Origin of the sequence: Pseudomonas mosselii, from assembly GCF_005796105.1 — a bacterium.
GTDB lineage: Bacteria > Pseudomonadota > Gammaproteobacteria > Pseudomonadales > Pseudomonadaceae > Aquipseudomonas > Aquipseudomonas mosselii_C.
On sequence record NZ_VAUO01000016.1, the window covers coordinates 1 to 22,602 of the forward strand.

Here is a 22,602-nt window from a genome sequence, read left to right on the forward strand (position 1 = left end):
TGAGTACCAGGTCAACGTCGATGCTTCCGGTAAGGGCACACTGCAAGTCCCGAACACCAACGTCGATGACGTGTACAAAGACGAAAGCACCGTCACTGCGACCGTCACCAAGGTCGAGGGCGGCAACTTCGAGAACGTTAGCCTGAACGGCGCTTCGGCGACCGCGACTGTGGCCGACACTCTCGACACCACTACCGTCACCGTGACGGCAGATCCAGCGAAAGAAGGCGACGCAAACGTCACCTTCAACTTCCAGCTGAGCAATCCGCCGCAGACTGGCAGCGCTACTACGCTCACCGTGAACGTCGGCGGCACCGAATATCAGGTCAACGTCGATGCCAGCGGTAAAGGCACGTTGCAAGTGCCGAACACCAACGTCGAAGACGTTTATAAAGACGAAAGCACTGTCACTGCGACCGTTACCAAAGTCGAAGGCGGCAACTTCGAGAACGTCAGCCTGAATGGCGCTTCGGCGACCGCGACCGTGGCCGACACTCTCGACACGACCACCGTCACCGTCACAGCAGACCCAGCGAAAGAAGGCGACGCAAACGTCACCTTCGACTTCCAGCTGAGCAACCCGCCGCAGACTGGCAGTGCAACCACCCTGACCGTGAACGTTGGCGGCACTGAGTACCAGGTCAACGTCGATGCTTCCGGCAAGGGCACTCTGCAAGTCCCGAACACCAACACCGATGACGTCTACAAAGACCCGTCGAGCCTGACTGCGACTGTCACTAAGGTGGACGGCGGCAACTTCGAAGCCGTCGACCTAAGCAAATCCAGTGTCACGGCCAACATCGAAGACACTATCGATACCACCACCGTTACTGTCACCGCAGATCCGGCGAAGGAAGGTGATGCGAACGTCACCTTCAACTTCCAGCTGAGCAATCCGCCACAGACTGGCAGTGCAACCACCCTGACCGTGAACGTCGGCGGCACCGATTACCAGGTCAACGTCGATGCTTCCGGTAAAGGCACGCTGCAAGTGCCAAACACCAACATCGATGACGTCTACAAAGACGAGAGCACTGTTACCGCGACCGTCACCAAGGTCGAAGGTGGCAACTTCGAGAATGTCAGCCTGACCGGCGCTTCGGCGACCGCGACCGTGGCCGACACCCTCGACACCACGACCGTTGCGGTCACTGCTGATGCCGCGAAAGAAGGCGATGCGAACATCACCTTCCACTTCCAGCTGAGCAACCCGCCACAAACCGGCAGCACCACCACGCTGACCGTCGATGTCGATGGCGTGAGCAAAACCGTCAATATCGATTCGACTGGTAAAGGCACCCTGGTGGTGGCCAACACCAACGGCGAAGACGTCTACCTGGACGCCAGCTCGGTTACCGCCAAGGTCACCGCAGTCAATGGTGGTAACTTCGAAAATGTCAGCCTGACCGGCGCCACGGCGACCGCGACCATCGCCGATACCCTCGACACCACCACCATCGCGGTGACTGCTGATCCGGCCAAGGAGGGCGATGCGGCTATCACCTTCCACTTCCAACTAAGCAACCCGCCACAGAATGGCAGCGCGACCACGCTGACCGTGGACGTGGGTGGCGTCAGTAGGACCGTCAACCTCGATGCTACCGGCAAGGGCACCCTGGTGGTGGCCAATACCAACGGCGATGACGTCTACCTGGACGCCAGCACCGTGACGGCCAAGGTCACAGCGATCAGCGGTGGCAACTTCGAGAACGTCAGCCTGAGTGGCGCTTCGGCGACCGCAACGGTGGCCGACACCATCGATACCACCACTGTTTCGGTCACTGCCAACCCCGCGAAGGAAGGCGACGCCAACGTCACCTTCAACTTCCAACTGAGCAATCCGCCGCAAACCGGCAGCCCCACCACGCTGACCGTCAAGGTGGGCGCGGTTGACTACCAAGTGACCGTCGATGCGACTGGCAAAGGTACCCTGAACGTACCGAACACCAACGTAGAAGACGTGTACAAGGACCAAAGCACGGTCACCGCGACCGTCACCAAGGTCGAAGGTGGCAACTTCGAGAACGTCAGCCTCAGCGGCGCTACGGCGACCGCGACCGTGGCCGACACCGTCGACACCACCACCATTGCGGTCACGGCCGACCCTGCCAAGGAGGGCGACGCCAATGTCACCTTCCACTTCCAGATGAGTAACCCGCCGCAAACCGGCAGCGCCACCACGTTGACCGTCAACGTGGCCGGCACCAACTACAGCGTGAATGTCGACGCCAGCGGCAAAGGCACGCTGCAGGTGCCGAACACCAACGTTGAAGACGTGTACAAGGACAGCTCCACGCTGACCGCCAGCGTGACCAAGGTGGACGGCGGCAACTACGAGGCCGTCGACCTGACCACGGCCACCGGCACCGCCGAGATCAAGGACACCCTCGACACCACCACCGTGGCGGTTACCGCGGACGCTGCGAAAGAAGGCGACGCCACCCTCAGCTTCCACTTCCAGTTGAGCAACCCGCCGCAAAACGGCAGCACCACTACCCTGACCGTCGATGTCGGTGGCGTCAGCAGGACTGTCAATATCGACGCCTCGGGCAAGGGCACCCTGGTGGTGGCCAACACCAATGGCGAAGACGTGTACCTGGACGCCAGCAGCGTCACCGCCAAGGTCACCGCCGTCAACGGCGGCAACTTCGAGAACGTCAGCCTGAGCGGCGCCTCGGCCACTGTTACGGTCGCCGACACCATCGACACCACCAGTGTCGCGGTCACCGCCGTGAATGCGAAGGAAGGCGATCCGACCGTCACCTTCAACTTCCAGCTGAGCAATCCGCCGCAAACCGGCAGTCCGACCACCCTGACCGTCGATGTGGGCGGCAACCAGTACACCGTCAATGTCGATGCCACCGGCAAAGGCACGCTGAACGTGCCGAACCCGAACGGCGAGGACGTTTACAACGATGCCAGCACCCTCAAGGCAACCGTCACGGCTGTGAATGGTGGCAACTTCGAGGCTGTCAGCCTGACCGGCGCGACCGCGACCGCAACCATCGCCGACACCCTCGACACCACCACCGTGGCCGTCACTGCGGTCAATGCGAAGGAGGGCGACGCGACCGTCACCTTCAACTTCCAGCTGAGCAACCCACCACAGTCTGGCAGCCCCACGACGCTGACCGTGAATGTGGCCGGCACTAACTACACCGTGAACGTCGATGCCACTGGCAAGGGCACCCTGAGCGTGCCGAACCCGAACGGTGAGGACGTTTACAACGACGCCAGCACCCTCACCGCCAGCGTGACCAAGGTCAACGGCGGTAACTTCGAGAACGTCAGCCTGACCGGTGCAACGGCAACTGCAACCATCGCCGACACCCTCGACACCACCACCGTGGCGGTCACGGCCAACCCGGCCAAAGAAGGCGATGCCAGCATCACCTTCAACTTCCAGCTGAGCAATCCGCCGCAAAACGGCAGCACCACCACGCTGACCGTCGATGTCGGTGGTGTTAGCAGGACCGTCAATATCGATGCCACCGGCAAGGGCACCTTGGTGGTGGCCAACACCAACACTGAAGACGTCTATCTCGACGCCTCCTCGGTCACGGCCAAGGTCACTGCGGTCAACGGTGGCAACTTCGAGAACGTCAGCCTGACCGGCGCCACGGCGACCGCAACCGTCGCCGACACGATCGACACCACGACCGTGGCGGTCACTGCTGTCAACGCCAAGGAGGGTGACGCGACCGTCACCTTCAACTTCCAGTTGAGCAACCCGCCGCAGACGGGCACCACCAGCACCCTGACCGTCAACGTCGGTGGCACCAACTACTCGGTCAAGGTCGACGCTAGCGGCAAGGGCACCCTGACGGTGCCGAACCCGAACGGTGAAGACGCCTACAACGACGCCAGTACCCTCAAGGCCACGGTGACCGCCGTGAACGGCGGTAACTTCGAGAACGTCAGCCTGACCGGTGCCACCGCCACCGCGACCATCGCCGACACCATCGATACCACCAGTGTCACGGTCACCGCCGTGAACGCGAAGGAAGGCGATGCCACCGTCACCTTCAACTTCCAGCTGAGCAACCCGCCGCAAACCGGCAGCCCGGCCACCTTGAGCGTGAACGTCGGTGGCACCAACTACACGGTGAACATCGACGCCACCGGCAAGGGTACCCTGGCGGTACCGAACCCGAACGGCGAGGACGTCTACACCGACGCCAGCACCCTGACTGCTATCGTCACCTCGATCAATGGCGGCAACTTCGAAGCCACCAGCGTGACCGGCGCGACCGCAACGGCCACCATCGCCGACACCATCGACACCACTACCCTGTCGATCAGCGGCACCTCGGCGGTGGCCGAGGGTAACAACGCCACCTACACGCTGAGCCTGACCAATCCGGCCAAGACCGATGTGACGGTCAAGCTGGTGTACTCCGGGACTGCCACCAACGGTTCGGACTACACCGGTGTGGCCACTGTCGTGATCAAGGCCAACACCTCGTCGACGACGTTCACCATCCCGACCATCAAGGACAACGTCACCGAAGGGACTGAGCAGTTCACGGTCAAGATCGACTCGGCCGCCGGCGGTAGCTTCGAGAACCTGGCGATCAGCACGGGTGCCGGTAGCGTCACCACGCAGATCTTCGAGCCAGCACCTGTGCTGGACCTGGACGCCAACGATTCGAGCGGCAAGACCGGTGCCGACTACCAGACCACCTTCACCGAGAATCAGCCGGGCAGCGGTGTGTCGATTGGCGATATCGATGTCTCGATCACCGACTTCGACAGCACCAACCTGACCGGCGCCACGGTGACCTTGACCAACCGTCAGCCAGGCGATGCGCTCAACCTGGGTAACAGCGTCAACGGCATTTCCATCAATGCCAACAGCACGGACGGCAAAGTGGTCTTGACCCTCAGTGGCACGGCCTCGCTGGCCGACTACATCCAGGCGATCAAGAACATCACCTTCATCAACACCAGCGAAGACCCGAGCACCACGCCACGGATCATCACGGTGACGGTGACCGACGGCGTCAACACCTCCAACACCGCGACCACCACGGTCAACGTAGTGGCAGTCAACGACGCACCGGTCAGCACCGGCGGTGCCGTGACAGGTACGGAGGACACCGACCTGGTATTGAACTGGAGCGACTTCAAGGTCAGCGACGTCGACTCGCCGACCAGCAGCCTGGGCGTGACCATCACCCAACTGCCGGGCGCTGGCACGCTCAAACTGTACAACGGCACCAGCTGGGTCGATGTGAAGGTGGGCCAGACCGTCAGCCAGGCCGATATCGCCGCTGGCAAGCTGAAGTTCGTGCCGCTGGCCAACCAGTCCGGCGCGGATGGCTACGGCGGTACCGGTGTCGGCAACAAGCAAGCCGACTACGCACAGGTCAAGTACAAGCCAACCGATGGCAAGGATACGGGCAGCGAGGCCACGCTGAAGGTCGATATCAATCCAGTGGCCGACCAGCCGACCTTGTCGATCGGCAACAACAACGTCAACTCGCTGGGCCTGACCAAGGAAACCTGGACCAGCCTCACTGGCCTGGGCACCAACGGCAACGGCATCACGGGCGATGCGTTGAAGAACGTGTTCGCCAATTCCGGCAGCGCTGGCAAGTCCGAGCAGGTTACCACCGCCGATACCTCGGCCACCGTGACACCAGGTTCGGGCTCGAAAACCTCCGGCCTGATCTACCTGGAAGCCGGCAAGACCTACACCTTCAGCGGCGTCGGTGACGACAGCGTGCAGGTCGTGGTCGGTGGCAAGAGCGTGGCCGGCGCCACCTGGGCCGGTAACTCCGGGGTGTTCTCCGGCAGCTTCACGCCGACCACCAGCGGTTACTACACCCTGGAAATCTACAACGCCAACCAGGCCGGCCCAGGCAGTCTGGACGTCAACATCAAGATCGGCAGTGGGGCGGTTACCGACCTTTCCAGCGCCAACATCCCGCTGTACCCGAACGTTACCGCCCTGGCCAACGCCGGCGTGACGGTGTCCGACCTGCACGGCAGCAACGGCACCGGTTACTACGACGGCTACAAGATGAACGAAGGCGGCGAGAACGGTGCCCCGGTCAAGTTGGTGAGCATCAGCACCGCGCTGACCGACACCGATGGCTCCGAAACCCTGAGCGTCAAGCTGTCTGGTATCCCGACAGGCTCGGTGGTGGCCGACAACGCCGGCCACACCTTCACCGTCGGTTCAAGCGCGGTGGATGTCACCGGTTGGAACCTGGGCAGCCTGACCATCAAGCCGCCGGCCTACTACTCCGGCTCGTTCGATGTGAAGGTCAGCTCGACCTCCACCGAGAGCGTGGGCGGCAGCACGGCGCTCAACGAGGGCACCATCAAGGTCACGGTCTATCCGCAAACCTACACCACCAGCAACCTGACCTCGGACAACGACAGCATCACCGGCACCGATGGCAACGACATCATCGTCGCTGACGTCAATGGCCTGCATGTGGTCTCTGGGCAGAACTACAACATCGCGTTCATCGTCGATACCTCGGGCAGTATGGGTTCGAGCGGCGTGGATGCGGCGAAGAAGTCCCTGGAGTCGGTGTTCAAGACCTTGGCCGCCAGCGTCAAGGGCGCTCAGTCCGGTTCGGTGAACATCCTGCTGGTGGACTTCGCGACCCAGGTCAAGAGCACCGTTTCGGTGACGCTCAACGACGCGGGGCTGCAAAAGCTGTTGGCGGCGTTGGGTACATTGAGTTCCGATGGCGGCACCAACTACGAAGATGCCTTCAAAACCACCGCGAACTGGTTCCAGGCGCTGAAGGACGCTGGTAGTACTGCCAGCAACCAGACCTTCTTCATCACCGACGGGCAGCCGACGTACTACCAGACCAACGAGCAGACCAACCCGACGCTCGGGAGCAGCGGCATCAAGCTGGACACCTGGCTGTCGTCGATTAGCTACAAGATGGGCGATGTGGTCAGCCGCACCAGCCTGGACAGCAACAACCGCGTGAGCATCGACTCCAGCGGTACGATCACGCTGCAGACCAAGAGCAACGGCAACTGGTACACCAGCACTGGCTCGTTGCACGCCCAGGGCGACGGCACCTATGAGGTCTCGACCCTCGCCGGTACCGGCTACAGCACCGACAACGCTACCACCGCCAACTCGCAGGACAGCTTCAAGCTGCTGTCGGGTCTCTCGACGGTCGAGGCCATCGGGCTGAACAGCGACGTCAAGGCCAGCGACCTGAAGCCCTACGACTCCGACGGTGTGCCGCAGACCAACATCGACCCGACCAAGCTGGCCGATGCCATCCTTGGCCACACCGAGGCGCTCCTGCCGGGCAACGACACCGTCAACGGCGGTGATGGCAACGACATCATCTTCGGTGACCTGATGACCTTCGACAACATCGCCGGTACCGGCGTCGAAGCGATCCAGGCGTATGTCGCCGGCAAGCTGGGTGTCGAGCTGGGCGATGTCAGTGCCAAGATGATGCACCAGTACATCACCGAGCATTACACCGAGTTCGACGTGTCGCGCACCAATGACGGTGCTGACACGCTACTCGGCGGTGCCGGCGACGACATCATCTTCGGTCAGGGCGGCAACGACTACATCGATGGTGGCAAGGGCAACGACATCCTGCTGGGTGGCTCGGGCAACGACACACTGCTCGGTGGCGAAGGCAACGACCTGCTGTTCGGCGGTGCCGGCAACGACACCCTGATCGGCGGCAAGGGCAACGACATCATGACCGGTGGCAGCGGTGCCGACACCTTCGTCTGGAAAGCCGGTGACGTGGGCAACGATGTGATCAAGGACTTCAATGTCAAGGAAGGCGACCGCCTCGACCTCAGCGACCTGCTGCAGGGCGAGAAGGGCACCACCATCGACAACTTCCTGAAGATCACCACCGTCAATGGCGAATCGACCCTGCAGGTCAGTACCGAAGGCAAGCTCAACGCCGTCGGTGGCCTGGCCAACGCCGATGTGACCATCAAGCTCGAAGGTGTGAACTGGTCCACAACCACGATCAATTCCTTGATCAGCGGCGCCGACCCGACCATCAAGATCGACAACTCCAACAGCTGATCCCCCTCTCCGTAGACGGCCTGAGCTGGCCGTCTACGGGGCTCGGGCTTTCACCATCTTTGCATCGCGCGCATACTCGGGCGCCGGGACGCATGCCCGGGAACTTCGCCTATGCTGCTGACTACCAAGAAGGAAACATCGTGACGAGGGACCACGCCATGTACTACGTGCAACGGGACGCCGACGGCGAGTTGCTGCGTGTAGAGGCTGCCGAGTATCCCGGGTTTACCGAGACATTGCCGGCTGATCATGTGGATATTCAGGAGTGGTTTGCCGACAACCTGGTCGAAAACAGCCTCAGGCAGTTGAAGCAAAGCGACCTGGACATGATCCGGGTGCTCGAAGACTTGATCGAGGTACTGACCACCAAAGGTGTGATCAGCATCACCGATCTGCCGGCTGGCGCTCAGGCCAAATTGCTCAGCCGCTCGTCGGCGCGTCGTGCGTTGGGCAGCCTGACCAATTTGATCGAAGAAGAAGAGAGCAGCGGGTTGATTTGATAGGTAACCGCCAAGTTCGTCCACAGAACCGTGGTCGAGCATATGGCACGCTCCCACAGGGTACGCGGCGCGCTTACGAAATCAGTTTTCTGCGCGGCAGCGCAGCCCAAAGGGCTGGGTAATCTCTCACGGGACCTTTACACATCATCAAGTGATGCGCAGTCCCGCAAGAGCAACTGTATAGCATCAGACGCTCAGTTCAGCACCCGTGCCGGCTCGTCCGGCGGCAGGTAGTTCTGGCTACGCGCCCGGCCTGGTTTGCCCGATACCGGGCCACCCAGCTGTTCGGCCAGTTGCTGGGCCACATCCTCACCCAGCGCTTTCGACACCTCACGCACCACCCGGGGACGGTTCAACGTCACGCGGCGGTCGCGACCATTCACCAACTTGGTGTCCTGGCCTTCACCCATGGCGGTGAAAGCCGAGGTGATCTCGTAGGTGCGCGTGTTGATCAGGCTGAAGTCAGCGACCACGCTCAGGCCCAGCACCGCCGAATAGCTGTCGGTATGGTCCAGGGCGTTGGTGTCCTGCTGGAAGTCGATGTCCGACAAGGTGCCGAACAGCACGTAGTCGGCACCTGGAAAAGCGCCGCCCTTGATCCGGCGGATCACGTCGTAGACATCTTCCTTCGCGTCGGCGGTGTAGGGGCGGCCCTGTACCAGCTGGAACAGGCCGGTCTTGAGAATCTCTCCCTTGATGTCACCACCGAACTTGCGCAGCTCGGTCTGCTCGATGTAGCTGTTTAGGCTCTCGTACTCGCTGTAGCTCGATTGGCCACTGGCGTGGTACATGCTCGCCTGGGCGCTGCTCTGAGCGTTGACGGTGTGGATGTACTCCTGCACCTGCGCTTCATAGGCCAGGTCCGTCACCGCCACCTTCGGTGCTGCCTGGGCGCCGAAGGCGCAGGCCAGGCCAATCATCGCCATCCATGCACGCATCGGTCAGCGCTCCGTGGTCTTGCGGATTTCTTTCTCGTCCATCCACTCGGCCAGGCCGCTCTCGACGTCGATCAGTTGCAGGCTGAACTTGTAGAACACGTCCTTGTAGTCACTGCTGCGCTTGACGATGGAGCTGATCGAGCCTTCCAGGCGGTACTGGGCGGCGATCATGTTGCCGGTCTTGGCCACGCTGCTTTTCTTGTACAGGCCGCTCTGATTCTGCAACTTGAGCTGATCGACCTGGCTCTGCATGTCGGTATTGTCGCTGGCGAAGCGGGCAGTGCCAGACTTCATCAACTGGGTCTTGATGGACGTGGTGATCTCGCGGGTATCGATGTACTCGCTGGTCTTGTTCTTCACATCGTATACCTGAACCACCGGGCGGCCGTGCAGTACGCCGGACTGGGCCAGGGAGCGGGTCATGCTTTCGGCGATCATCTGCAAGTCGGTGGAGCCGAACTCGTTGGTGACCAGTTCCACGGCCTTGCTATCGCCGTAGCTGATGTTCTTGCCGCCGAGGACCGGCGACGGGGTGCTGCAACCGCTGACCAGGGCGATGGCGACGGCAGCGAGGGAAAGGCGTGCAAACATGGGGTGTGCTCCTGAAAGGGATTACCGGGTGTGGACTTCGAGGCGGAAGTCGCGGGCGGCGGGTGTCGGCGCGATGGCGGGCAGGAACTGGGCCTGCTTGCCGTACAGCGGCAGGGCTTTCCAGCTCTCTGCGTCGGCCACCGGGAAGCCGTCGTCGCCCAGCCAGGCGAAGCGGTAGAACAGGGTCTGGTTACTGCGGCTGGTGTTGGTCAGCGCCACGTTGACGGTCAGGAAACCGTTCTCGCGGGCCACACGCATCTGGCCGATCTCGATGTCATCCAGTTGGCCCATGGTCACCACCTTGCTGGCGGCACTGCCCGGGGCAGGTGGAGGTGCAGTGGCGCAGCCTGCCAAGAAAGCGGCGGCGACCAGGGCGAGGCATGTTTTGCGCATGTTCGATCCTTGAAGGTTACTTGAGTGTGGCGATGGCTTGGGCCGGGGCCTGCGGTGCAACCTCGACGGCCGGGCCGCCGGCGAACACGCGGTTGCCGATGACCCGTAGGCTCACGACCTGATAGGGCCGGTCGATCTTCACCTTGACCGGGGTGCCGCCCAGGTTCGAGGGCAGGCTCAATTGATGCTCACCCGGCGCCAGGCGCAGGCGAGCGACCTGGGTCTGGTCGGGCAGGGTACGCCAGGTACGGGTGTCGGCGCCTTCGACCACGGCCGAGGCCAAGCCGACCACCAGGCCGGCCATTGGGTTGGCCTTGTTCAGGTTGTGTTGCGCCACGCCACGGCTGATGCCGCGCACGCTGGTGCGCAGGATGATGCCCGGCATGTCGTCGCGCAGGGCACGGCGCGACATGGCGCTGGTGCTGTTGAGCGAAGTCAGGGCCAGGACCTTGTCGTCCAGGCGGATTTCACCCAGCGCAGCGGTGGAGGTATCGTCGCGGATGATCGGGAACGAAAGCGGGACGATCACCAATTGGTTGTCGATCGGCAACGGCAAGGGAATGCGAATCGAATCGCGGGCTGGGGCAAGGCCGCTCTGCACCACCACCAGCACGTCGCTTTCGCCAGGCTTGGCGGCGTTCTTGTCCAGGTCCAGCAAAGCCTGGTCGAGCAGCGCGGTGTTCGGGCGTAATTCGGCCGCCTTGCGGTAGCCCGGTGCAGCCAGGCCTTTCTCGCCCAGCGCCTCATAGACGAAGCCGGAAAGATAGTGGCTGAAGGCGCTCTGGTAGCTGTTCTTCAGGCTGACCACCTCCGGGGCATCGAGACTGGCGACCGGGTAACCCTGAAGGTCCTTGTACTCGGTCTTGATGCCTTGTTGCTCGGCATCCTGCTCGCGCTTGAGGTATTCCTTGTCACGCAACTCGGCGATCACCGCCTCGCGCTCGTGGGTCTTCTTGATCTCGGTGCGGGCACCGTCGAAGTCGTTCTGCGCCAGCAGATTCAGGGCCATCTGCGTGGTCAGCATGACTTTTTCGTAGTCATAGCCTTCGTAGCGGCGGACCTTGTCGTTGACCAGGTAGCTGCCGAACTGGCTGAGGTACTTGGCGGTATCCAGCTTGACCGTATCTTCCCATTGCAGCACTACGCTGTCGGCGGAACGCCAGGCGGCCTGACTGCCCTGCAGATCACCTTTCGAACGCAGCAGTTCGCCTTTTTCGAAGTAGTAGAGCAGGTCTTTCTGCTCGCCCTTGTTATGGCTTTCGAGCAGCGCCAGGGCGGCATCGACGTTACCAGCGGCCAGTTGCTGATTGGTCTCTTGCAGTTCGCTGTCGTAGCTGCGGAACACCGAGCAACCAGCGAGCTGCACAGCGGCGAACAAGGTCGCCAGGGTTAGGGCACGGGATACCATCGGACTTCATCATTCCCTGAATCGGTGGAGGCCACGGGGCGGGGCGGCGGTCCCTCTGGTTATTACCAGAGCCTCTGAATGGAGGCGTTTTGATTGCAACTGGCTATTTCGGCCGCGCGCAGTATACCTAAAGTGATGGCATGAAGATGGCGCATTGCGTCACGGCGCGGCATGGATCTGGGTTAAGCGCTGGAGACAAATTTGTCGCAAAATTTTTCATGAAATCGACCGGTGAGCCTTGAGTGGTCATGAGTGGAAGTGAACAATGTTTTCTTTCGCATTTCTCTTCGAGAGTGGCCATGAAATCCCCTTCCCGTGCGCTTGCCTGGTTGCCTGCCGTGATCCTTGCCCCGCTGCTGGCGTTGTGCAGCATTGCGGTGCAGGCCCAAGCCCCTGTCGAGGCCGGCAAGGCCTTGCACCTGTTGGATTACCTGGCTGCCGACTACCCGCTGACGGTGCATGACGGCAAGGTGGTGGACACGCGCCAGTACCGCGAGCAACTGAACCGTACCGGTGAGCTGAGCGAACTGCTCCAGGGCCTACCGGCCCATGCCGAGCAGGCCGCACTTGAGCAGCAGGTGCAGCGTCTGCGTCACGCCATGCAGCAGTACCAGGACGGTGCTGCCGTGGCCCGTCAGGCCCGTCAGTTGAGCGCACGCCTGGCGGTGGCCTACGAACTGAGCCAGGCACCGGTGATTACCCCCGACCCGGCCCGTGGCGCGGCGGTGTATGCACAGAACTGCTCGATCTGTCATGGCGACACGGGGTTGGGCGACGGCCCGGCCGGGGTTGGGCTGGAACCTGCACCGTCCAATCTGCGCGACCGTGAGCGCATGGATCAACTGAGCCTGTTCGATCTGTACAACGCCCTTGGGTTGGGTATCGATGGCACCGAAATGCCATCGTTCGCCGATCAGCTCGACGAGCGCCAGCGCTGGGATGTCGCGGCCTATATCGCCAGTTTCAGCGCTGATCCGCAGGCGGGCAACGCTGATCAGGCCTGGAACATCGCCGATCTGGCACGTCAGACCCCGGCCGAAATCGCGGCCAAGGCGGATGCGGCAGCCGTGGCCACTTTCCGCGCCCAGCGCGCGCAGCCGCCGCAGGTCAAGCGTGGCCCGGCGCAGTTGCTCGAATACACCGCCAATACCTTGGACAAGAGCCTGGCGGCCTACCGCGCAGGTGAGCATGACCAGGCCTACGACCTGTCGGTGGCGGCGTACCTGGAAGGTTTCGAGCTGGTGGAAAGCTCGTTGGACAACATCGACGCCGGCACGCGCAAGGACACCGAAAAATCCCTGATGGCCTACCGCCAGACGTTGCAGGACGGCTTGCCGCTGGCCCAGGCCGAGCAGCGCCTGGCCGACGCCAAGGCCAAGCTCGACCAGGCTGCCAAGCTGCTTGGCAGCGACGGTCTGAGCTGGTCGTTGAGCTACCTCTCCGGCCTGTTGATCCTGCTACGCGAAGGCCTGGAGGCGATTCTAGTGCTGGCGGCGATCCTGGCCTTCCTGCGTAACACCGGGCAGCAGTCTGCGGTGCGTAGCGTCAACATCGGCTGGAGCTTGGCGTTGCTCGCAGGTTTCGCCACCTGGGCTGTGGCCGCATACGTGATCGACGTGGGCGGCGCCCAGCGCGAGTTGCTCGAAGGCTGCACGGCACTGTTCGCGGCGGTTATGGTCCTTTGGCTGGGGGTGTGGATGCACGACCGGCGCCACGCGGCGGCCTGGCAGGACTACATCAAGAGCAGCCTGGTCAGCGGCGGCGGGCGTTTCGGCTTCGCCTTGCTGGCGTTCTTCTCGGTGTACCGCGAGCTGTTCGAGGTGATCCTGTTCTATGAAACCCTGTGGCTACAGGCTGGGCCTGCCGGACACCAGGCGGTGCTGGCCGGTGGCACCACGGCGTTGGTGCTGCTGGTGGGGCTGGCGTGGGTGATCTTGCGCGGATCGGCGAAGCTGCCGCTGGCGCTGTTCTTCAGCATCAACGCCGCGTTGCTGTGCACGCTGTCGGTGGTGTTCGCCGGGCATGGCGTCAAAGCCTTGCAGGAGGCTGGCGTGCTGGGGACGCGGCCGGTGGCGTTCTTCGAGTTCGATTGGCTGGGCATCCACGCCGACGCCTACTCGCTCAGTGCCCAGGCCTTGGCGCTGCTGGCGATCCTGTGCCTGTACGGGCGGAGCTGGTTGGCTGAGCGGCGGCGGGCGGTGACCAACTGAGAGCGGTGTGGCTGCGTTCGTGGGCTTGCCCGCGAAGCGGCCAGGTCAGACACTAGCGGTTCGTGAACTGAAAATCGGAACAGCCTCAATGCGTGTATGGATCGATGCCGACGCCTGCCCCAAGGCGGCCAAGGACCTGATCGTCAAGTTTGCCCTCAAGCGCAAGCTGGAGGTCGTGATGGTGGCCGGCCAGCCGCAGATCAAACCGGCGTTCGCCTGCGTGCGATTGATCGTGGTGCCCAGCGGTATGGACGCCGCCGACGATTACCTGGTGGACAACGCCGTGCCCGGCGAGCTGGTGATTTGCAGCGATGTGCCATTGGCCGATCGGCTGATCAAGAAGGGCGTGGCCGCGCTGGATCCGCGTGGCCGCGAGTTTGACGAGCGCAACATGGGCGAGCGGCTGGCGGTGCGTAACCTGTTCACCGAACTGCGCGAGCAGGGGCAGGTCGGTGGCGGGCAGGCGCCGTATGGTGAGCGCGAGAAGCAGGCCTTCGCCAATGCCCTGGACCGCATCCTCACGCGTTTGTCGAAAGCCTGACCGCCTGCTCCCACACGGTATGCGGCGCGCTTGCAAGGCAGATGCGCCGCTCACTGTAAGGAATGTTCTCAATCGTTCTCGTGGGTCAGTTCCAACACACGATCCACCAGCTTGTAGATACCACCTGCCGCCTCGCTGATCGACTTGGCCTCCATGTACGCCGGCGTGGTCACCAGCTTGCGCTGGGTATCCTCGACGATGTCGTGCACATCGCATTCTTCATGGGTGCCGCCCATCTTCACCACGGCCGCCGCCGTATCGGCATCGCTGCCGATGGTACAGACCACGCCTGGCCCGTAGATCTTCGCTGCCAGCGCCGGGGCGATGCAGATCAGGCCCACCGGCTTGCGGGCGTCGGCGAAGGCTTGCGCCAAGGCCAGCACATCGGGTTGCACACTGCACTTGTCGCCTTCGACCGCGAAGTTGGACAGGTTCTTGGCCGCGCCGAAACCGCCGGGCACGATCAGCGCGTCGAAGTCCTCGACCTTGGCCTCGCGGATGTCCTTCACCTCACCCCGGGCTATGCGCGCCGACTCCACCAGTACGTTGCGCGACTCGGGCATCTCTTCGCCGGTCAGGTGGTTTATCACGTGCATCTGCGCGATGTTCGGTGCGAAACACTGCACTTGCGCGCCACGCTGGTCGAGGCGCAGCTGGGTGATCACGCTTTCGTGGATTTCGGCACCGTCGTAGACACCGCAGCCGGACAGGATCACCGCAACTTTTTTCGTCATGCTCATTACTCCAGAGTCGAGGCACTAAATGTCCTCTAGTTTGGCAGATGTCGCCATAGGGTTTCCTGCATCGGCGGCCTAGGCTCTGTGGATAACTTCAGAGACCTTCGCCCATGGACCTGGTTCTGCTGGCCGTGCCGTTGTTCTTCGTGCTGATTGCTGTCGAGCTGGCTGCCGATCGCTTGCGTGGCCAGCGCAACTATCGGCTGGCTGACTCGATCAACAGCCTGAGCACTGGCGTACTTTCCACCAGCACCGGGCTGCTGACCAAGGGCGTAGGGTTGGCCACCTATGCTGTGGCCTGGGAGCACCTGGCGCTGCTTGACCTGCCGGCGAATGCAGCCTGGGTGTGGGTACTGGCCTTCGTGCTGTATGACTTCTGTTACTACTGGCTGCACCGTCTCGGGCACGAGCGCAACGTCCTGTGGGCGGCGCATTCGGTGCATCACCAAAGTGAGGAGTACAACCTCACCACCGCCCTGCGCCAGACCAGTAGCGGATTCATCTTCTCGTGGATCTTCTACCTGCCGCTGGCACTGCTGGGCGTGCCACCTCTGGTGTTTGTCACCGTGGCGTCGCTGAACCTGCTGTACCAGTTCTGGGTACATACCCGCCATGTGCCCAAGCTCGGCTGGCTTGAGTGGGTGTTGATCACGCCGTCCAACCACCGTGTTCACCATGCGCAGAATCCTGTGTACTTGGATCGCAACTACGGCGGGGTGTTCATCTTCTGGGACCGACTGTTCGGCACCTTCCAGGAAGAAGACGAGCGCGAGCCCGTGATCTTCGGCGTAACCACGCCCCTGGCGAGTTGGAATCCGCTGTGGGCCAATTTGCAGTTTTATGCCCAGCTGTACCGCGATGCGCGGCGTACGGCGCGCTGGCAGGATAAGTTGCGAATCTGGTTCATGCCCACCGGCTGGCGCCCGGCAGACGTGGCGGCAGGTGATCCACAGGTGAAGCAGGACCTGACGCGTTTTCGCAAGTTCTGCATTCCCCTGGGGCGCGCGCAGCAGTTGTACGTCACGGCGCAGTTCGCGGTGTACGTGGGGATGGGCAGTTACCTGATGGCGGCAGCCGGGCGCGTGTCGGGTATGGCGCTGGTGCTGGGTTGGGGCGTGATGGTGTTCGGCTTGTTCGTGCTCGGCGCGGCCCTCGAGGACCGGCCTTGGGCACCGCGCCTGGAGCTGGCGCGGCTGTTGTCGGCGGGACCGGCGCTGTACTTGGCCGGCGCCACGGGACTAGTGGTGGTGACGCCCCTGGTCTGGCTCGTGCTGCTCGGATACAGCCTGCTCAGCCTCGTTGGCCTGGCCTTCTGCCGCCGCGCGACGCAGGGCGCGGATATTGCGAAAGCGCCGCCGCAGCCACAGCCCGAGGCCCAGCAGCAGCAAGCCGCCAAGCACCCATAGTTCGTACTTCTTGATGCTGCCCAGCATGCCTTCGAGGATTGCCCCGAAGTGGTAGGCTGCAAGGCCCAATGCCAACGCCCAGACCGCCGCGCCGATGCCGTTGAGTAGCAGGTAGCGGCGCGGTGGGTAGCCCGACAGGCCGATGGCCACCGGCATCACCGTGCGCAGGCCGTAGACGAAGCGAAAACTCAGCACCCAGATGTCCGGGTGGCGACGGATATGCTCCAGCGCCCGGTCGCCCATGGCTTGCCAGCGCGGTTTGCGCGCCAGGATCTTGCGCCCGTGGCGCCGCCCCATGAAGTACCACAGCTGATCACCGGCATAGCTGCCACAGAAGGCCACCAGGACCACCAGCTTGATGTCCATGTATTCGCGGAACGCGAGAAAGCCCGCGAGCACGAGAATGGTCTCGCCTTCGAAGAACGTGCCGAGAAAAAGGGCAAAGTAGCCAAAATCGTTCAGGAATTGTTGGAGCATTTTGCAGGCATGCTGGCGAAATGAACGCGCAGCCTACGCCTTCGCGGGCGTTCGCGAAAGTGTCCAAATGTGTCTCGACGTGAACATTTCCTGCGCGGACAATGGCTGCGGCCACAAGTCGCAGGGTTGCCTCAGGGTGTAACACAGGCGTCATAATGGCCGCTTATAACTGTCGCGCTGCCCGCCCGCGCGGGCTCAGGAGTCTGCCGTGAGCTTTACCCCCGCTAACCGTCTGTTTCCTGCCACCCGCCTGCGTCGCAATCGCCGGGATGAATTCTCCCGTCGCCTGGTTCGCGAGAATACCCTGACCGTCGACGACCTGATTTATCCGGTGTTCGTGCTCGATGGCGAAAACCGCCGTGAGGCCGTGCCTTCCATGCCGGGTGTCGAACGCCTGTCGATCGACCTGCTGCTGGAAGCCGCGCAAGGTTGGGTGGCGCTGGGGATTCCGGCGCTGGCGCTGTTCCCGGTCACGCCGACCGAGAAGAAATCCCTCGACGGCGCTGAAGCCTGGAACCCGGACGGCATCGCCCAGCGCGCTACACGTGCCCTGCGTGCACGCTTCCCGGAACTGGGGGTGATCACCGATGTGGCACTTGACCCGTTCACCACCCACGGCCAGGACGGCATCCTCGATGAAGAGGGCTACGTTCAGAACGACATCACCGTCGAGGCCCTGGTACGTCAGGCACTGTCCCACGCTGAGGCCGGCGCCCAGGTGGTGGCTCCCTCGGACATGATGGACGGTCGCCTTGGCGCGATTCGCCAGGCCCTCGAAGAAGCCGGCTACGTCAACGTGCGCATCATGGCTTATTCGGCCAAGTACGCCAGCGCCTACTACGGCCCATTCCGCGACGCGGTAGGCTCGGCGCTGAACCTGGGCAAGGCCAACAAGGCCTCTTATCAGATGGACCCGGCCAACAGCGACGAGGCCCTGCATGAAGTGGCCACCGACCTCGCCGAAGGCGCCGACATGGTCATGGTCAAGCCGGGTATGCCGTATCTGGACATCGTTCACCGGGTCAAGGCCGAGTTCAAGGTGCCGACCTTCGCCTACCAGGTCAGTGGCGAGTACGCCATGCACATGGCGGCGATCCAGAACGGCTGGCTCAGCGAGGCCGTGATCCTCGAATCCCTCACCGCATTCAAACGGGCAGGCGCCGATGGCATCCTGACCTATTTCGCCGTGCGTGCCGCTCAATTGATGAGAGGGCAGTAACGCCCTCACAGGAACGTCAGATGAATAACGAAGTGCTAACCCCTGTCGCGATCAAGGATGCCCAGGCCGTGCCCGAAGAGATGGTGCAGACCCCGCCGGACCTACCAGCCGCGCCTGCAGAGCCCGTGGTCGAGACGCCAGCCCCTGCGCCGGCACCAGCCCCGGCGATCGTCGTGCCGGGCTTGGACGACAGCAGCCTGTACATTCATCGCGAGCTTTCGCAATTGCAGTTCAACATCCGCGTGCTGGAGCAGGCGCTGGATGAATCCTATCCGCTGCTCGAGCGCTTGAAGTTCCTGCTGATCTTCTCCAGCAACCTGGACGAGTTCTTCGAAATCCGCGTGGCGGGGTTGAAGAAACAGATCAACTTCGCCCGCGAACAGGCCGGCGCCGACGGCTTGCAGCCGCACCAGGCGCTGGCGCGCATCAGTGAACTGGTGCATATCGAGGTGGAGCGTCAGTACGCGATCCTCAATGACGTCCTGCTACCGGAGCTGGAGAAGCACCAGATCCGCTTCATTCGCCGGCGTTACTGGACGACCAAGCTCAAGACCTGGGTGCGCCGCTATTTCCGCGACGAGATTGCACCGATCATCACCCCGATCGGCCTCGACCCGACCCATCCGTTCCCGCTGCTGGTGAACAAGAGTCTCAACTTCATCGTGGAGCTCGAAGGTGTAGACGCCTTCGGGCGCGACTCGGGCCTGGCGATCATCCCGGCGCCGCGCCTGCTGCCGCGGGTGATCCGTGTGCCGGAAGAGGTCGGTGGGCCTGGCGACAACTATGTGTTCCTCTCCTCGATGATCCACGCCCACGCCGATGACCTGTTCCAGGGCATGAAGGTGAAGGGGTGCTACCAGTTCCGCCTGACCCGTAACGCCGACCTGGCGCTGGATTCCGAGGAGGTCGATGACCTGGCCCGGGCCTTGCGCGGTGAGCTGTTCTCGCGCCGCTACGGTGACGCGGTGCGTCTTGAAGTGGCCGACACTTGCCCGAAACACCTGTCGGACTACCTGCTCAAGCAGTTCAGCCTGAGCGAGAGCGAGCTGTATCAGGTCAATGGCCCGGTCAACCTGACCCGTCTGTTCAGCATCACCGGGCTCGATAGCCACCCGGAGTTGCAGTACACGCCGTTCACCCCAGCGATCCCCAAGCTGTTGCAGAACGCCGACAACATCTTCAGCGTGATCGGCAAGCAGGACATTCTGCTGATGCACCCATTCGAGTCCTTCACCCCGGTGATCGACCTGTTGCGCCAGGCCGCCAAGGACCCGCACGTGCTTGCCGTACGCCAGACCTTGTACCGTTCCGGTGCCAACTCCGAGATCGTCGACGCGTTGGTGGATGCGGCGCGCAACGGCAAGGAGGTCACCGCGGTGATCGAGCTGCGCGCGCGTTTCGATGAAGAGTCCAACCTGCAGATGGCCAGCCGCCTGCAAGCGGCGGGCGCCGTGGTGATCTACGGTGTGGTGGGCTTCAAGACCCACGCCAAGATGATGCTGATCCTGCGTCGCGAACAGGGTGAGATCGTGCGTTACGCCCACTTGGGTACTGGCAACTACCACGCCGGCAACGCCCGTCTGTACACCGACTACAGCCTGCTGACCTCCGACGACGCCCTGACCGAAGACGTCGGCAAGCTGTTCAGCCAGTTGATCGGCATGGGCAAGACCTTGCGCATGAAGAAGCTGCTGCATGCGCCGTTCACCTTGAAGAAAGGCATGCTCGACATGATTGCCCGGGAGACCCAGTTCGCCCTGGAGGGCAAGCCTGCGCACATCATCGCCAAATTCAACTCGTTGACCGACGCGAAGGTGATCAAGGCGCTGTACAAGGCCAGCCAATCGGGCGTGCGCATCGACTTGGTGGTGCGTGGCATGTGCTGCCTGCGTCCAGGCATTGCCGGGGTGTCGCACAACATCCATGTACGTTCGATCATTGGCCGCTTCCTCGAACATACCCGGGTGTTCTACTTCCTCAACGGTGGTGAGGAGCAGATCTACCTGTCCAGCGCCGACTGGATGGAACGCAACCTCGACAAGCGCGTCGAGACCTGCTTCCCGGTGGAAGGCAAGAAGCTCTTGCTGCGGGTGAAAAAGGAGCTTGAAGGCTACCTGACCGACAACACCCAGGCCTGGACGCTGCAACCGGACGGGCGCTATGTGCGCAGTACGCCGACGGGTAACCAGAACCCCCGCAGTGCCCAGTCGACATTGCTCGAGCGCCTGAGCAATCCGGTGTTGAACGTTCGGTAGGGGTGAGGCTGGGGCCGCTTTGCGGCCCTTTCGCGGCACAAGGCCGCTCTCATAGAACTACACATAACTTGTTGATTTAGCGAGGACCTGTGGGAGCGGGTTTACCCGCGAACACCGGCGAAGCCGGTGCCATATACCGAGTCGCCTGCTTCGCGGGCAAGCCCGCTCCCACAGGGTACGCGGCGCGCTTGCGAAATCAGTTCTCTGCGCGACAGCGCAGCCCAAAGGGCTGGGTGATCTCCTACAGGGAACCGCGATCCTTGTAGGAGCGGCCTTGTGCCGCGAAAGGGCTGCAAAGCAGCCCCCATAACGCGATTACCTGACACTAAGCACAAAGTTGACCCGTGCCAACCACTCCGCCTCGTTGGCGAAGTCGGCTTGGGTCAGCTGGTTTTTTTCAAGCCAGCCGTCCGGGAAAACCACTTCCAGGCTGTTCTCGCCCGCTTTCAACTCCACCTTCGGCATCTGCTGGGTGCCGCGGATATGGTGGAACAGAATGGCAAAGCGCAGCAGTACGCACAGGCGAATCAGTTGCACGCTCTCATCGCCGAGTTCGTTGAACCTGTCCTTGGGAATATTGCGGCGGTGGCCACGTACCAGCAGCGCCATCATCTGCTGCTCTTCACGGGAGAAACCGGCCAAGTCGGAGTGCTCGATCAGGTAGGCACCGTGTTTGTGGTAGTGGTAGTGGGCGATATCCAGCCCGACTTCATGGATTTTCGCTGCCCATCCCAGTAGATCGCGCCAGTTGCCTTCCTCCAGCCCCCAGGCTTCAGCCACCTGGTCAAAGGCGTGCAATGCCTTGCGCTCCACGCGCGCGGCCTGGCCCTGGTCGACGTGGTAGCGCTCCATCAGCGAATTGAGCGTGCGCTCGCGCACGTCCTCGTGGTGGTGGCGCCCCAGCAGGTCGAACAACACACCTTCGCGCAGCGCGCCGTCGCAGTGGTCCATGCGCTGTAGTTCGAGGGCATCGAAGATGGCTTCGAGGATTGCCAGGCCTGCTGGGAAGATCGTCCTGCGGTCGGGTTTGACGCCTTCGAAGTCGATCTTGTCGGTGTCGCCGAGCTTGAACAGTTTGCGTTTGACCCAGGCCAGGCCCTCTGCATTGACCTCGCCGTTACCCAAGCCACCGGCCTTGATCGCGGCACCAATGGCGCGGATGGTCCCGGACGAGCCGATGGCCTCGTCCCAGGTCAGGCGGTGCAGGGCGTTCTCGATACTCATCAACTCCAGGCGGGCGGCGGTGTAAGCCTGGGCATAGCGCGCCGGGGTGATCTTGCCGTCGCGGAAATAGCGCTGGGTAAAGCTCACACAGCCCATCTGCAGGCTTTCGCGCAGCAGCGGCTCGAAGCGCTGGCCAATGATGAACTCGGTACTGCCGCCGCCGATGTCAGCCACCAGGCGTTTGCCTGGGTTGTCGGCCAGGGTGTGCGAAACCCCGAGGTAAATCAGGCGCGCCTCTTCTCGGCCGGAGATGACCTCAACCGGATGCCCCAGGATAGCCTCGGCGCGCTGGATGAACTCATTGCGGTTGCGGGCCTCGCGCAGGGCGTTGGTGCCCACGATGCGGACAGCGCCTGCGGGCATGCCGTTGATCAGCTGGGCAAAGCGCTTGAGGCACTCAAGGCCGCGCTGCATGGCTTCTTCGCTGAGATGGCGCTCTTCGTTGATGCCAGCGGCCAGTTGAACCTTCTCCCCCAGCCGCTCGAGAATACGAATCTCGGTATGGTGGGCTTTGGCCACGACCATGTGGAAGCTGTTGGAGCCAAGGTCGATGGCAGCGATCAGAGACAGGTTCTTCGCGGTGGTATGCGGCATGATCTGGATGTTCTCGGTCGTTAACCCGGCAATCGTGCCACGATCGTGGCCATACGCCAACGCGC

General features: G+C 62.5%; 13 protein-coding genes and 1 pseudogene. 7 read left to right on the forward strand and 7 right to left on the reverse strand.

Annotation, left to right across the window (positions count from 1 at the left end; all coding sequences use genetic code 11):
* Positions 1-40: 40 nt before the first annotated feature.
* Together FEM01_RS21615 and FEM01_RS21620 are read left to right on the forward strand one after the other, a co-directional pair.
* The gene (locus tag FEM01_RS21615) at positions 41-8,044 is read left to right on the forward strand and encodes an immunoglobulin-like domain-containing protein (protein ID WP_346763675.1); all 8,004 of its coding nucleotides are present in this window, start codon (positions 41-43) and stop codon (positions 8,042-8,044) included.
* Between the two features lie 158 nt (positions 8,045-8,202).
* Positions 8,203-8,544: a tryptophan synthase subunit beta gene (locus FEM01_RS21620; RefSeq protein ID WP_138221540.1), complete on the forward strand. Its 342-nt coding sequence runs from the start codon at positions 8,203-8,205 to the stop codon at positions 8,542-8,544.
* Positions 8,545-8,738: 194 nt separating this feature from the next.
* On the opposite strand, the gene FEM01_RS21625 is transcribed toward FEM01_RS21620, so the two are convergent.
* The 4 genes from FEM01_RS21625 to FEM01_RS21640 are packed head-to-tail and all read right to left on the reverse strand — an operon-like array spanning position 8,739 to position 11,874.
* The gene (locus tag FEM01_RS21625) at positions 8,739-9,482 is read right to left on the reverse strand and encodes a penicillin-binding protein activator LpoB (protein ID WP_138221497.1); all 744 of its coding nucleotides are present in this window, start codon (positions 9,480-9,482) and stop codon (positions 8,739-8,741) included.
* Positions 9,483-9,485: 3 nt separating this feature from the next.
* Positions 9,486-10,073, reverse strand: a complete 588-nt coding sequence (lpoB, locus tag FEM01_RS21630; protein WP_138221498.1) for a penicillin-binding protein activator LpoB — start codon at positions 10,071-10,073, stop codon at positions 9,486-9,488.
* 21 nt (positions 10,074-10,094) lie between these two features.
* Complete coding sequence (locus FEM01_RS21635; RefSeq protein WP_138221499.1) at positions 10,095-10,466, reverse strand: YcfL family protein; 372 nt, start codon at positions 10,464-10,466, stop codon at positions 10,095-10,097.
* A gap of 16 nt (positions 10,467-10,482) precedes the next feature.
* Entirely contained in the window at positions 10,483-11,874 is a 1,392-nt protein-coding gene (locus tag FEM01_RS21640; RefSeq protein ID WP_138221500.1) for a COG3014 family protein, read from the reverse strand.
* 299 nt (positions 11,875-12,173) lie between these two features.
* Between FEM01_RS21640 and FEM01_RS21645 the strand changes: the two genes are divergently transcribed.
* Positions 12,174-14,084 carry a cytochrome c/FTR1 family iron permease gene (locus tag FEM01_RS21645; RefSeq protein ID WP_138221501.1) on the forward strand — a complete coding sequence of 637 codons (1,911 nt, stop codon included), beginning with the start codon at positions 12,174-12,176 and terminating at the stop codon, positions 14,082-14,084.
* Positions 14,085-14,172: 88 nt separating this feature from the next.
* On the forward strand, positions 14,173-14,625 hold the full coding sequence (locus FEM01_RS21650; RefSeq protein WP_138221502.1) for a YaiI/YqxD family protein: 453 nt from the start codon (positions 14,173-14,175) through the stop codon (positions 14,623-14,625).
* Between the two features lie 68 nt (positions 14,626-14,693).
* Here FEM01_RS21650 and elbB read toward each other — a convergent pair whose 3' ends face one another.
* Positions 14,694-15,359 carry an isoprenoid biosynthesis glyoxalase ElbB gene (elbB, locus tag FEM01_RS21655; RefSeq protein WP_138221503.1) on the reverse strand — a complete coding sequence of 222 codons (666 nt, stop codon included), beginning with the start codon at positions 15,357-15,359 and terminating at the stop codon, positions 14,694-14,696.
* Positions 15,360-15,472: 113 nt separating this feature from the next.
* On the opposite strand from elbB, the pseudogene FEM01_RS24455 reads away from it, so the two are divergent.
* Positions 15,473-16,099, forward strand: a pseudogene (locus FEM01_RS24455) (sterol desaturase family protein); the annotation flags it as partial.
* 501 nt (positions 16,100-16,600) lie between these two features.
* Here FEM01_RS24455 and FEM01_RS21665 read toward each other — a convergent pair.
* Entirely contained in the window at positions 16,601-17,245 is a 645-nt protein-coding gene (locus tag FEM01_RS21665; protein ID WP_138221504.1) for a DedA family protein, read from the reverse strand.
* A gap of 208 nt (positions 17,246-17,453) precedes the next feature.
* On the opposite strand from FEM01_RS21665, the gene hemB reads away from it, so the two are divergent.
* Both hemB and ppk1 read left to right on the forward strand, forming a co-directional pair.
* A complete protein-coding gene (gene hemB / locus FEM01_RS21670; RefSeq protein ID WP_138221505.1) occupies positions 17,454-18,464 on the forward strand; it encodes a porphobilinogen synthase in 1,011 nt (336 codons plus the stop codon).
* Between the two features lie 20 nt (positions 18,465-18,484).
* The gene (gene ppk1 / locus FEM01_RS21675; protein ID WP_138221506.1) at positions 18,485-20,719 is read left to right on the forward strand and encodes a polyphosphate kinase 1; all 2,235 of its coding nucleotides are present in this window, start codon (positions 18,485-18,487) and stop codon (positions 20,717-20,719) included.
* A 315-nt stretch (positions 20,720-21,034) separates the two neighbouring features.
* Here the strand turns inward: ppk1 and ppx are convergent, their stop codons facing one another.
* Positions 21,035-22,537, reverse strand: a complete 1,503-nt coding sequence (gene ppx / locus FEM01_RS21680) for an exopolyphosphatase (protein ID WP_138221541.1) — start codon at positions 22,535-22,537, stop codon at positions 21,035-21,037.
* Positions 22,538-22,602 lie beyond the last annotated feature (65 nt).